This is a genomic window from Tenacibaculum dicentrarchi (genome assembly GCF_964036635.1).
Lineage (GTDB): Bacteria > Bacteroidota > Bacteroidia > Flavobacteriales > Flavobacteriaceae > Polaribacter > Polaribacter dicentrarchi.
Genome location: NZ_OZ038524.1, coordinates 395,077 through 408,869 on the forward strand (window position 1 = coordinate 395,077; position 13,793 = coordinate 408,869).

At 29.7% G+C, this 13,793-nt stretch carries 9 protein-coding genes and 2 tRNA genes; 4 read left to right on the top strand and 7 right to left on the bottom strand.

Annotated elements, in window-relative coordinates:
- Positions 1 to 22: 22 nt before the first annotated feature.
- The 4 genes from ABNT14_RS01770 to msrB are packed head-to-tail and all read right to left on the bottom strand — an operon-like array spanning position 23 to position 6,351.
- Positions 23 to 3,712, bottom strand: coding sequence for a metallophosphoesterase (locus ABNT14_RS01770; protein WP_101902571.1), 3,690 nt, complete (start codon positions 3,710 to 3,712; stop codon positions 23 to 25).
- A 34-nt stretch (positions 3,713 to 3,746) separates the two neighbouring features.
- The gene (locus tag ABNT14_RS01775; protein ID WP_101902572.1) at positions 3,747 to 5,312 is read right to left on the bottom strand and encodes a protein adenylyltransferase SelO; all 1,566 of its coding nucleotides are present in this window, start codon (positions 5,310 to 5,312) and stop codon (positions 3,747 to 3,749) included.
- A gap of 38 nt (positions 5,313 to 5,350) precedes the next feature.
- Positions 5,351 to 5,890: a peptide-methionine (S)-S-oxide reductase MsrA gene (gene msrA / locus ABNT14_RS01780; protein WP_101902573.1), complete on the bottom strand. Its 540-nt coding sequence runs from the start codon at positions 5,888 to 5,890 to the stop codon at positions 5,351 to 5,353.
- A gap of 14 nt (positions 5,891 to 5,904) precedes the next feature.
- Positions 5,905 to 6,351 (bottom strand): peptide-methionine (R)-S-oxide reductase MsrB, encoded by a 447-nt coding sequence (gene msrB, locus ABNT14_RS01785; RefSeq protein ID WP_101902574.1) that lies wholly within the window; start codon positions 6,349 to 6,351, stop codon positions 5,905 to 5,907.
- Between the two features lie 118 nt (positions 6,352 to 6,469).
- Here msrB and ABNT14_RS01790 point away from each other — a divergent pair, with 118 nt between their 5' ends.
- Positions 6,470 to 7,675, top strand: coding sequence for a Pycsar system effector family protein (locus ABNT14_RS01790; RefSeq protein WP_101902575.1), 1,206 nt, complete (start codon positions 6,470 to 6,472; stop codon positions 7,673 to 7,675).
- A gap of 15 nt (positions 7,676 to 7,690) precedes the next feature.
- On the opposite strand, the gene ABNT14_RS01795 is transcribed toward ABNT14_RS01790, so the two are convergent.
- Together ABNT14_RS01795 and der are read right to left on the bottom strand one after the other, a co-directional pair.
- Entirely contained in the window at positions 7,691 to 10,084 is a 2,394-nt protein-coding gene (locus ABNT14_RS01795; RefSeq protein WP_101902576.1) for a GAF domain-containing protein, read from the bottom strand.
- A 460-nt stretch (positions 10,085 to 10,544) separates the two neighbouring features.
- Positions 10,545 to 11,852 carry a ribosome biogenesis GTPase Der gene (der, locus tag ABNT14_RS01800; RefSeq protein WP_101902577.1) on the bottom strand — a complete coding sequence of 436 codons (1,308 nt, stop codon included), beginning with the start codon at positions 11,850 to 11,852 and terminating at the stop codon, positions 10,545 to 10,547.
- Positions 11,853 to 11,966: 114 nt separating this feature from the next.
- On the opposite strand from der, the gene ABNT14_RS01805 reads away from it, so the two are divergent.
- The gene (locus tag ABNT14_RS01805) at positions 11,967 to 12,473 is read left to right on the top strand and encodes an ABC transporter ATP-binding protein (RefSeq protein ID WP_101902578.1); all 507 of its coding nucleotides are present in this window, start codon (positions 11,967 to 11,969) and stop codon (positions 12,471 to 12,473) included.
- Here the strand turns inward: ABNT14_RS01805 and era are convergent.
- Positions 12,470 to 13,351, bottom strand: a complete 882-nt coding sequence (gene era / locus ABNT14_RS01810) for a GTPase Era (protein ID WP_101902579.1) — start codon at positions 13,349 to 13,351, stop codon at positions 12,470 to 12,472. The two genes, ABNT14_RS01805 and era, sit on opposite strands and share 4 nt — an antisense overlap.
- A 137-nt stretch (positions 13,352 to 13,488) precedes the next feature.
- Here era and ABNT14_RS01815 point away from each other — a divergent pair.
- Positions 13,489 to 13,561 (top strand) — tRNA-Met (locus ABNT14_RS01815).
- Between the two features lie 117 nt (positions 13,562 to 13,678).
- Positions 13,679 to 13,751 (top strand) — tRNA-Met (locus ABNT14_RS01820).
- Positions 13,752 to 13,793 lie beyond the last annotated feature (42 nt).

Genomic DNA, 13,793 nt, shown 5'->3' on the forward strand with positions numbered 1-13,793 from the left:
TATTGTTCTTTTAAAATAAAAATTAAAAATTAAAACCTAAAGAAAAAGCTACTTGTGTACCGTCATTACTATTGAATGCAGAAACTTTAGCTGTCATCATATTTGTAGCATTAAAAAATATACCTCCACCAATAGAGGTGTTCCATGTATCGGAATTCATATTTTTCATCCAGACTTTACCATAATCAAAACCTCCGTAAATTCCAATGTACAAAGGTAATAAACTTGTTTTTAAAGTAGTTAAATTTAAACGAATATCGGTACTATGATAAAAGGCATTTTTACCTGTAAAACGCTCATTTCTATATCCACGTAAACCATTGTTTGCACCTAAATTAGCTCCTTGATAAAATTCAAAATTATTACCAAAAGTAAGATGTCCTTTAAATTTTGTAGCCAGTACTATTCGTCCGCTAGGAATTAATTTGTAATCAAAAGAAATAGACGGAATTGTATAGGCAAAACTATTTTTATTTTCTAAATTATAAGTATAACCAATTTGCAGTGCTGTTTTCATTCCTGTTGTTGTAAATGCAATATTATCGGTATTTTCAAAATGATAACTAGCCTCTGTATTTAAGAAGTTTTGACGATTAAAATTTACTTCTTGTGAGGTAATAAATCTACCAGAAGTTTTATCAATTTTAAATGATTGATAATTAATTTCTAATTTTATTCTTGCATCCAAATCACTTTTCCAATGAATAGAAGAACCTGTAATTAATTTACTTATTTTAACTCTATTATAATCTTTGTTTTTAAGATTTTTAGCTTCTAAATTTATGGTGTTATTTCCAAATCCGAAGAAATTTTTTGAATAATTAGGACTTGTGTATAGTGCGTTAAATCCTAAATTCCAATTACCGATAATATTTGCAAATTCATTCGAATAATTTAATTCAAAACCATTTGTAGCAAAATAATAGGCACCAGAAATTTTATGTTGTGATGTAAATGGATTTCTTTCAAAACCATAAGTTGTATAAGTATTAGAAACGCCAATTTTAAAACCATCATCAGGATTTGCACCAATAATTGGCACTAAAACATTGGTGTTATTTTTTAATTTTTTATAATTGTATGTATTTATTTCGTAGTCGTCTGTTAATTTTTTGCGTCCTTTATTGGTAATAAAAGTATTTTTCTTTGATTTGTAATCGTAAATTTTTACTTTTTTACCATTTCGAATATCATAATTATCATTGTTTTGTCCGCCAATAATTCGAAGTTTAATCAGATTATCTCCGTTTCCTTTTACCACAAAAACATCATCATCATCTAAACCATATATCCATATTTCTTTAGTTTCAGAATGATTATAAGTTCTTTGATGAAAAACAGCCCCTTTTTCTCCTTTTTTAATTCGATATGCAGTAACCTTTGTTTGTCCATTTGGCAATCGATTAATTTCAAACCAATCATCTTTATTCGTTCCTTTAATTACTTGAAATTTATTAATATGATTAAAGTAAATATCAGATATTTTTTGCAGATTTTTTCTTCTTCCTTGTAATTTTTTCTTGATGATTTGAATTGTTTCGCCTTGTACTTCTTCAGGAAAATGATTGAAAGCTTCCGTTATAATTTCATCTGTAATTGTAGCGGTAATTTGTTTTACTTGAGCATCCCAAACCTTTTTATCTGACTGATTAATTAAAGACATATCTAAAGGATACGGCTCTAAATTAAACCATTTTGGACTTTTTAAATCTTCTTTATAGGCTTTCATTAGGCGTAAAGCAGGGATTATTCTAGTAGCGATATTTAATAAAAAACCATCACCCATAATAGAAAAAGCTTGGTCTCTATCTCTAGGAACAGGGCGATAAATTGTATGCCCATTTTCTTTAAAAACAGCCCAACGCCATTGGTCTTCGTGTCTGTCCCAATCGCCGATTAGCATATCAAATAAACGAGCTTTTATGTACGCTGATTCGTCTAAAATATGTTTTTCATTTTTAGCTAATTTTTTTAATAAATCATCAGTACTAATTATTTTATCAGAAAAACCAAAATTAGCTTTATCGCCATGACCAGAACTAGCACGTTCTTCAATCATATATAATTCATCGCCAAATTCAGCGTTAAAAGAACCTAAAGCATTTTGTTTTGGAATATAATATAAAATAGGTTTTGTGTGATAAATTCCAACAGCGTTTGCTAACGTAGCAATAGTAAAAGGTGCATACGGATGCGAGCCTGTAAATGCGTCTAATAATAAGTTTTCGGTATATGTTTTATTTAATTGACCATTTAAATATTGTTCTTTAAAGGCAACTGCTTGTAAATATTGAACCGCATTTTTTCGCAAGGCACGCATTACATATTCACGTCCTTTTTTATCTTTTAATCGTAATGATTTAGATTGATTTCCACCACCTTTTCTAACGGGTCTTAAGCCACCTAAAAGGGTATCTAAATTTACGGTTGGCACTGTTACTTTTGTTCCGAAATATTTTCGATAACGTTTACCCCAAAAGTATTCGAATGTTTTTGTTTTTTTTACTTCTTTATCTGTGTAAATACTAGCTGATTTTTCTGTGATATTTCGATAAGGATACGTAATGAAATTTTTGTTTTTATCCGCAGGGAAAACAGTAGCTTCATAAACCATTTTATTTTCGTTTACCGAATAAAAACGAACCTTAGAACTTCCATTTTTATAAATATCTAATTGAGCAAAACCTTGGCTTCCGTAAGTGAATTTTGCACCGCCTGTTAATTTAGTTGCACTACTTTTAGAACCAGAACCACTAATAATTTGAGGTAAATTATTTTCAATAATATATTGCAAACTATGTTCGTGACCAGAAACAAAAATGGTTTTATCGTTTTCTTGTGCTAAAGTTGTAATGTGTTTTTTAAGTTCGTTGTATTTTTTATTTTGCAAATCAACATTGGCAATACCAGTGGTTTTTCTTAGGATATTTTTTAGCGTTCCTAAAACAGGAAGTGGGCTTAAATGACTTTTAAAAGAATAATAACCACCGTGAGAACCATTTGTAAACATTGGATGATGCAAGGCAATAATGGTTGTTTTTCCTCTTGATTTTTTTAGTAATCCTTTAAATTCATCAAAGAATTTTTTTCTTGTTTTTATTTCGCATTTGTCGTTTATTTTTGGGTGATTATCCCAATTAGTAACATACCAATGCGTATCGACAATAATTAATACGACATCTTTAGAAATAGTTACTTTTTTTAATGGACAGCCATTTTCAGGTAAAAATGAGTTTTTTCCTACTGCTTTTTCAACTAATTTTTCTTGTCTTTTTAAGCCATCTAAACCGTTGTACCAATCATGATTTCCTGGGATAAAAATTGAGTTACCAGCAAATTTTTTAGCGATATCTGTTTGTACTTTAATTCGATGTTTTGCTAACGGATATTTTTTTGATTTTTGAGATGGAATGCCTGTTTCATAAACGTTGTCACCTAAAAAAAGTAAGGTTGAATTTTTTGGTGCTGTATCAATATGTTTATTTAAATATTTTAATGCAGGCGATATTTTTCCTAAATCAGAATTTCCAGCATCACCAATTAAATAAAAAGTATGAGCGATTTTTTTATCAGAATTTAGCTTGTTTTTTTCTTTTTCAATATTTTTCACAACGTTTTTATCTGCATATTGAGCTTTAAAAGTTGCACAATTATTTAATAATATAACCGTGAAAAAAAGTGCTAAATATTTAATTTTTTTGATAAAATTCATACTTATTTAATTAGAGGATAAATAAAAAATAACTTTAAGAACTACAACTTAAAGCAGAACAGCCAACTTTATTACGAGCCCATTCTGGTCGTTTTGCAAACCATTTTTGATGTTTTGGTTGCTCTGAATATGGCTTTTTCAACAATTCATATAATTCATCAATTAAAGAATAATCGCCTTTATTGGCATCATCAATAGCTAATTGTGCCATATAATTTCGCAATACATATTTCGGATTTATAGCATTCATTTTTTCTCTTCTTGCTGAATCAGAAAAAGTTTCTTGTTGTAATCTTTTTAAATAACGATGAAACCAATCTTGCCAATGATTTTTTATTTCATCTTTAACTTCGATAATCGTATAAAATGCAATTTTTATTTTATCAAAAGCAGTTTCAAAAGTATCATCTGAAGAAATTAAGGCTAAATTCCTAAAGAAAAGCGTCATGTCAGTTTCTGTTAATTGTAGCGTTTCTTCTAAGCGTCCAATTAATTCATAATCGTTAGCATCTTCAGAAAATAAACCGATTTTAGATGTCATCATTTCTAAATATTTCTTTTGAAAAATATCAGCATATTCATCTAAAATTTCTTGTAAAGGCGGCGCTTCTTCAATAAGCGGAAACAAGGCATTTGCCAATTGAAATAGATTCCAAACACCAATTTGTGATTGATTTCCGTAACGATATCGCTTGTGCTGATTATCGGTTGTATTTGGTGTCCAGCCAGTATCGTAGCCTTCTAACCATCCGTAAGGACCGTAATCGATGGTTAATCCGAGGATAGACATATTGTCGGTATTCATAACGCCATGAACAAAACCAACACGTTGCCAATCGACAATCATTTCGATAGTTCGGTTTCTTATTTGGGTTAAAAAATCGAGGTACTTTTGTTTTCCTTCGGATGTAATTTCAGGGTAAAAATGCTTGATTGTATAATCTGCTAATGTTTTTAAAGCAGGATAATTTTTTCTAGAGGATAAAATTTCAAAACTTCCAAAACGAATAAAACTAGGTGCTAAACGGCTTACAATTGCGCCTTTTTCGTAGGCTTGATTTCCGTTGTATAACATATCTCTTAAAACGTCATCACCCGATAAACTTAACGATAAAGCACGTGTTGTTGGAACGCCCAAATGAAACATTGCTTCGCTACATAAATATTCTCTTACCGATGAGCGTAAAACCGCCAAACCATCTGCAGTTCTTGAATATGGAGTTTCTCCAGCACCTTTTAATTGTAGTGTCCAACGTTTATTATTGTGTACAATTTCGGTTAAATTGATGGCTCTACCATCGCCTAATTGCCCTGCCCAATTTCCAAATTGATGTCCGCCATAACACATCGCAAAAGGATGCGTATTTTCTAAGATTTTATTTCCTGTAAAAACTTTTAAAAATTCATCTGATTTAGCATCTTTTTCAGTTAATCCAATTGCAGTTAACATTTCTTTTGAAACATGAAGTAACTTCGGATTTGCTGTTTTTTTAGGTTCAACAAACGAAAAACAAGCATCTAAAACTTGTCTTCGGTTATTTTCTAAAATTTTATCGGCAGGTAATTCTTTTGTAAAAGTATCTTGAATATTAAGCTTCATTATTTTTTGGATAAATAGATTGACAAAATTAAGGTAAATTACTTTAATTTATGAGCATGTAATTTTCGAAGTGTTGCTAATTTAGGCGAAATAACAAAACTACAATATCCTTGTTTTTGGTTTTGTCTGTAATAATTTTGATGTGCTTTTTCTGCCTCATAAAAAATAGTATAAGGACTTACTTCTGTAACAATTTTATCTTCGTAAAAAGGAGCAACTTCAGTTAAAACAATTTCTGAAATTTCTTTTTGAGCTTCATTATGATAAAAAATTACAGAACGATATTCTGTTCCTTTATCCGCTCCTTGCTGATTTAAGGTTGTCGGATTGTGAGTGGTCATAAAAATGATTAAAATATCTTGATATGAAATAATATCAGCATCAAAAGTAAGTTGAATTACTTCGGCATGTCCTGTTAATCCGCTACAAACTTCTCTATATGTTGGGTGTCCTGGAACATTTCCGCCAGCATAACCAGAAACCACTTTTTCAATACCTTTTACTTCCTGAAAAACAGCTTCTGTACACCAAAAACAGCCACCGCCTAAGGTGGCTGTTTGTAAATTTTGATTAGTCATTAAATTGAATTATTTTAATTTTTATTTAAAATCATTGATTCTGAATTAATGCAATATCTTAAACCACTAGGTTCAGGTCCATCAGGAAAAACGTGTCCTAAATGTGCATCACAACTATTGCATAAAACTTCTACTCGTACCATTCCAAAAGTTGTATCTCTATGATATTTAATAGCATTTTCGGTAATTGGTTGGGTAAAACTCGGCCATCCAGAGTTTGAATCAAATTTAATAGTAGCATCAAATAAAGGGGTATCACAACAAGTACAATTGTATTTTCCTTCATCATAAGTGCTACATAATTCACCAGAAAAAGGACGTTCAGTTCCTTTTAAACGGGTAATTCTGAATTGTTCATCAGTTAATAATTCTTTCCATTGTTTTTCAGATTTTTCAACTCTTTTTATTGGCGTCGGATTTCCATTTACGGCAAAGTGAATAATATTTTTCCAAGTAAGCATATTAAAATATTTTGATGATTAATTGTAGTTTTTATAAAATAATAGTCGTTTTAATCTTGTCAAAATTACAATTAATAAGAGTAGAATAATATCCTTAATTTAGCAAAAAATATTTTTGATGGAAAATTTATTAATTGAAGCTGAAAATTTTGTTATTACGCTATTAAATGAAAAATTAGATACTTCATTTATATATCATAATGTATTTCATACGCAACGAGTAGTTGCAAAAACGAAAGAATTAATAAAAGAAGCAAAATTAACAACCGAATTATCAAATATATTATTGTTAACAGCATGGTTTCATGATACAGGTTATACAAAATCAATAAAAAATCATGAAGAAGAAAGCGTTAAAATAGCAACAGATTTTTTAAAAAAACATGATGTTTCTGAAGCTGTTATTTTACAAGTTTCAGAGTTAATTTTAGCTACTAAAATTTGCGTTAAACCAATAAATGAGTTACAAAAAATAATTAAAGATGCTGATTGTGCGCATTTAGGAAGTAAAAATTTTAGCGATTATACATTATTATTAAGAAAAGAGTGGGAGCTGACTAAAGTAGTTGTTTTTTCTGATGAAAACTGGCTAGAAGAAAATATTAAATTTTTAACAAAACACCGTTTTTATACAGATTTTGCAGTTAAAAATTGGAGTAAAATAGCAAGTAAAAATTTAGCTGAATTATTAAAAAATCAACATAAAATACAGCAAGAAAGTAAGAAATTACAATATAAAAAAGACGAGTTAGCTTTTAAAAAAAATAAAGTAGAGTTACCTGAACGAGGTATTGAAACGATGTTTCGTGTTGCTTTAAGAAATCATATTACTTTAAGTGATATTGCAGATACGAAAGCAAATATTTTGTTATCAGTAAATGCTATTATTATTTCGATGAGTTTATCGACTTTAATTCCAAAATTAGATAATCCGACGAATCATTATTTAATTATTCCGTCGTTAATTTTTATATTGTTTACAGTTGCTTCTATTATTTTATCGATAATAGCCACCCGACCAAATGTAACGGAAGGCAAGTTTACCAAAGAAGATGTTGCAAATAAAAAAGTGAATTTATTATTCTTCGGAAATTTTCATCAAATGAATTTACCTAATTTTGAATGGGCAATGCACGAAATGATGAAAGACCGTGATTATTTATACGGTTCATTAACTAAAGATTTATATTTTTTAGGATTAGTTTTAAACCGAAAATATAAATTACTAAGAACAACTTACACTGTTTTTATGATTGGAATTATTGTAAGTGTAATTGCTTTTGCAGTGGCGTTTCAAATACAAGAAAATTCAAATATTTTATAAATAATTTAGGTTAAGTTAATTTTTAAATTCTTCGATTAAAGTATCAATTGTTATTGTTTTTTTAGTGTCAAAATCAGATTGATAAAGAACCGTTACTCGAAGTGCTTTTAAACCAGAAACTCCTTGTAAATCTTCCAAGTTTAAAGTTTCAATTTCGCCTAATAAATTTTTAGCTTGTAGGTATTTAATATATTTTAAATATTCTTTAGCATCTTTACTTTGTGAATAAACAATGGCAATTTTTCCAGGAACGGTAAGTCGTTTTTTGGTGTTTTTTATATGAATTTTGTCAATTCTTTTTTTGATGATTTCATAACGAATATTATAAGCTCCATCAACATCAAATTGTTTTTCATCCATTCTAAATTTAATAGATAAAGGCGTGCTGTGAACTAAAATTAACGATGCAACTTGCAAATCATGCTCCATAGATTTACGTGCAGTATTCGCTACATTTTCCATTTCGCACATGAGTTGTAATTGCCATAAACGAAGGTTATAAAGGTATAATTCATCGAATTTTTTCTTTTTAGTTAAAGATTGCCCGATGTACATATTATATTCTACGCCATCAGTTTTATAGCGTTCAAAATAATGCGGAAACATTGCTTGTGCATCTTCTTGTTTACAATCTATAAATTTAGCTAATTTATCATTTAATAAAGTAACGCTTTGTTCGTATGCTTTTCGTTTTTCATAAACAACATGTAAATTGCTATCTAAACGATTCATATAAGTATTTACAATTGCTGTTAAATGATTATTAAGTGTTTTTATGTGTTTAAAAACAGGATAAATTTCACGTTTTAAAAAGTCTAAAATTCCAATTTCATCTCCAGCTTTTAAACCTGTATTTACATCTTTTAAATAGTCATTTACCCGAAACATTAATTCGTTATAAATAGGCAGTTTTTCAGATATACATGCTTTTTTTAATACCGAAATAGCTAAGGTAAGTTGAGTAATTAAATCTTCTTTAATAGCCTCATTTCTAGCAAAAGATGAGCCTTTTATATCTGATTGACCATATAAAGGATACACATCATTAAATACTATTTGTTCAATTTTCACATTTTCTTTTTCGGCATAAATATCAGCTTGATATTGTTCGGCAGCTTCATAAAATTTCCATTTTACAGTTTCGTGTAAAGAGGTGTAATGTTCTTGTATAGTAGCTTCTAAAATGTTTGAATACTCTTCTGATGAGCGATTAACAGCCACTTTAAAAACAGGAATAATATCTTTTAATTTTTGCTGATTTACAGAGTTTAATTCATAAGGTCTTGGAGCGGTTATTTCTAGTAGGGCTAAATTATTATTAGCATTTGTTTTAATAGGAATCAGTAATATACTTCCAATATTTTGTTTTTTTAAACGTTGAGAGAATTCATTATTTTTTGAAGCACTTCCATAGCGTTGCGTATTAGAAATAGCTACAATTTTATGCTGTTTAAAAACCTTTGTAATTATATGGTTGCAAAAAAAAGTAGTACAGGCTATTTTTTTTTCATCCTTAAGTAAAATAAGACTTTTAGGTCGTTTAATATGTGTAGATTGCAAGGATAAATCAGTATTATTAAATACTGAAAAACCAACATTTAAGCCTTTTATATTAAATAATTCACTTAAATCTTTGCGAAGTTTTTGAATAATATTTCCATCATCTTTTTGCAACAATGTTGTTCTAATTGACGATATATTTTCATCGGCAGTAACATCGAATAAATTCATGATACCGAAGCCTTTAAAAATGTAGCTATTTGGCGGGAATTTTTTTTTCCAAATATCAATATTATCGTAGCTATTTAAAAGTATTTTAATATCTTCTTCGGTAATTTTTGGAGCATTTTTAGAGGGGGTAATTTCCATAAAATCGGCATTAAAAGCCACTCTGTAATGTTTTATTACGTCTAAATTTTTATCAGGAATATCAAAATAAAAAGGACGTTTTAAATCAATTGGATAGTTGTAAACCATGTTTAAAATAAAAGTACATGCCATAATGTACATTTTATTATTTTCAAAATCTCGCACTTTTAAAACATAATTTTCTCCAGCATTTTCAAGAATATTTTCGAGGCGTTTTGTAAATTTAAATGACGTAAAAGAAAACGGAATTGTGGCGGCTTTAATTTCATTTAATGTTAACATTTCAGGAAACAACGCATCTAATAAAATATCGATAATATCTTCATGTTTTTTTAGCAATGAAATATCAGAAAAACCGTTAATTAGTTCAGGATATGTATCTACTTTTTGAACAAGGATATTTGCCGAGGCATGATAAGGATGTTCCTTTGCGTTATTATTAGCGTATTGTTTGAGCATATTGTATATTTTCTCAAAACTAATATTTAGTTGTAAGGGTAATTCAATATCTTTAAAGGCGTCTAATTTTCTAATTTCCATGAAATCATTTTCTTAAATCTATTACAAATTTACGAAATGCTAAGTAATTATTTATTTGAAGCAATTTCCCGCTTTCCGCACTCGCTTTTTTTTGAAGAAAAATCAAAAAAAGAGCTCAAACAAATGCTTCAATCGGGGCTAGGCATTGTTACTAATTTATTGAATTTAGAGCTTACTTGTTTATTTATCGCCTGTTTAAATTTCATTTGAAAAAAAATTATCACAGAAAAATAAAAAATCGAATCCGTCAACCTGAATTTATTTCAGGTTCGCATCCTGATTTGCGGTAGTTATTCTCTTTATGCAATGCTGAAATAAATTCAGCATGACGTTTATCTGTTTTAAAAAGAAAATAATTTTAAAATGAGTACAAAAAAAAGTAGTTTTTTCAAGTTTTTCACAAATTGATTTATTTGGAAAGAAAATGAAAAAACTACTTTAATTTATTTTTAGACAATAATTATTTTTGTCTGAAATATACAATAATAGGAACTCCGTTAAAGTTATAATGCTGACGCAATTGATTTTCTAAATAACGTCTGTACGGGTCTCTAATATACTGCGGTAAATTTGCGAAAAATGCAAATTGTGGTGTATAAGTAGGTAACTGCATACAGTATTTAATTTTGATGTATTTTCCTTTAATTGCAGGTGGCGGATTTTGTTCTAAAATCTCTAACATCGTTTCGTTTAACTTACTTGTTTGAATACGACGTTTTCTGTTTTCAAAAACTTCAACAGCCGTTTCAATAGCTTTAAAAATACGTTGTTTTGTTACGGTAGAAGTAAATACAATAGGAACATCAGTAAAAGGGGCAATTTTTTTTCGGATATGTGCTTCAAAATCACGCATAGTATTCGTTTCCTTTTCAACTAAATCCCACTTGTTAACAAGTATTACAACTCCTTTTTTATTCTTTTCTGCTAGCCAAAATATTTTTTCATCTTGTCCTTCAAAATCACGAGTTGCATCTACTACTAATACGGCAACATCACAATGTTCAATTGCACGAACAGCACGCATTACAGAGTAAAACTCTAAATCTTCTTTTACTTTTGATTTTTTACGAATACCAGCAGTATCTACTAAGTTAAATTCAAAACCGTAACGATTATATTTTGTATCAATAGAATCACGGGTTGTACCAGCAATATTGGTTACAATATTTCTATCTTCACCGATTAACGCATTAATAAATGATGATTTACCAGCATTCGGACGTCCTACAATGGCAAAACGAGGAAGTTCATTTTCAGCTTCTATTTCTTCTTCTTCAGGAATTTCGTTGGCAACAGCGTCTAATAATTCACCAGTTCCACTACCATTTATTGAAGAAATTGTATGATATTCACCTAAACCAAGGTTATAAAATTCAACAGCATCCGCATCACGCATTGCATTATCAACCTTGTTAACTGCCATAATAATAGGCTTTTTAACTTGGCGTAAAATTTTTGCAACTTCGTTGTCCATAGGGGTAATTCCTTGTTCAACATCAACAACAAAAACAATGATATCAGCTTCATCAATAGCTAACTGAACTTGTTTACGTATTTCTCCTTCAAAAATATCATCAGACCCGACAATATATCCACCAGTATCAATTACAGAAAATTCCTTTCCGTTCCATTCCGATTTTCCGTAATGTCTATCTCTAGTTACTCCACTTACAGAATCAACAATCGCTTCACGACGTTGTACTAAACGATTAAATAAAGTGGATTTACCTACATTAGGTCTTCCAACAATGGCTACAATACTACTCATTATACTAAAATTTTTGCAAAGATACAACTTACACAACTAAGTTACAGTGGAATTTTAAAGAGTATCGTATTTTTAGTACATTGTGACACAATAACTTTTAAATGTTGTCATAATATGGATGATAAATTATACAATCAAATTTTTTTAAAGCCACGATTTCAAATTGATTTCGAAATGAATTCAGCAGTGTTAATCGATGAAATTAAACAGCATTTATCTGACGATCCTGCTTATAAAATGAGGATAATAGACCAGCATGTAATCATTGATATACCATTAAAAGAGGCTCATTTTTGGTCACCTCAATTGCAGTTAGAGGTAGAAGAATTAACATCAACAACATCAAAAATAAAAGGATTATTCGGTCCAAAACCACAAGTTTGGACCTTTTTTATGTTCCTACATTTTATGGTAGCGTTCCTTTTTTTAATTTTCGGAATTATCGCCTATAGTAATTGGTCATTAAAAAGAATAGCAGTACTACCCATAGTAATGTTGGTGGTTTTACCAATTATATGGGTAGCGCTTTATTTTGTAGGAAGACTAGGAAAGGCAACAGGTAAAAAACAAATGGATAAATTGAAAAAATTCACCAAAGTTTTATTGAAAAAAATAAATTAGTCTTTATAACCAAAGCGTTTTAATTGTCTATCGTTAGAACGCCAGTTTTTATTTACTTTTACATATAGCTCTAAAAATACTTTTTTATCAAAAAAGATTTCTAAATCTTTACGAGACTCGGTACCTACACGTTTAAGCGCAGTACCTTTATGTCCTATAATAATTCCTTTTTGAGTATCACGTTCTACCATAATTACTGAACGAATTTTAATGATGTTTTCTTCTTCAGAAAATTCTTCAGTTTCTACTTCAATAGCATACGGAATTTCTTTTTTATAGTGTGTTAATATTTTTTCACGTATTTTTTCATTTACAAAAAAACGTTCTGGTTTATCTGTTAGTTGATCCTTCGGATAAAAAGCAGGACCTTCTGGGAGTAGTTCTATAATTTTAGAAAAAACAGTGTCAATATTAAATTTTTCTAGAGCCGAAATTACATATACAAAAGCATTTGGTACTTTGTTTTTCCAATACTCTATTTTTTCTTCGACTTCTTCTTGCGATGATTTATCTATCTTATTTAATAATAAAATAATAGGAATTTCACTGTGGATAATTCTCTTAAAGAAGGCTTCATTTTTAAGTTCTTTTTCACCAACTTCTACCATATAAATTAATACATCGGCATCATCAAACGCTGCTTTTACAAAATCCATCATTGAATTTTGTAGTTCATAAGCAGGTTTTAGAATCCCTGGAGTATCAGAAAAAACAACTTGATGATTTTCATCATTTACAATTCCTAAAATACGATGCCTAGTGGTTTGTGCTTTGGGCGTAATTATTGATAATTTCTCACCAACTAATGCGTTCATTAAAGTTGATTTCCCAACATTTGGGTTTCCGATGATGTTTACAAATCCTGATTTATGTGTCATGAGGCAAAGATAAGCTGTTTGATTTAAAATTTCTTTTTTTTATAGTGTTGTTATTGTAGTAGTTATGTTTTTTTTGATTTAAAAGTTAATTTTATTAGGATAGATAGGATAAAAGAACGTATCTTTGCACTCGAAATCGCGGGATAGAGCAGTAGGTAGCTCGTCGGGCTCATAACCCGAAGGTCACTGGTTCGAGTCCAGTTCCCGCTACTAAGCTCAAAGCTTCACAGAAATGTGAAGCTTTTTTTGTGCTTAAAAATAAAATAAATAAAAAACACATTTTATTTGGTGGGTATGCTAAAAGGTTGTAGTTTTGCACTCACAAATCGCGGGATAGAGCAGTAGGTAGCTCGTCGGGCTCATAACCCGAAGGTCACTGGTTCGAGTCCAGTTCCCGCTACTAAGCTCAAAGCTTCACAGAAATGTGAAGCTTTTTTTATGC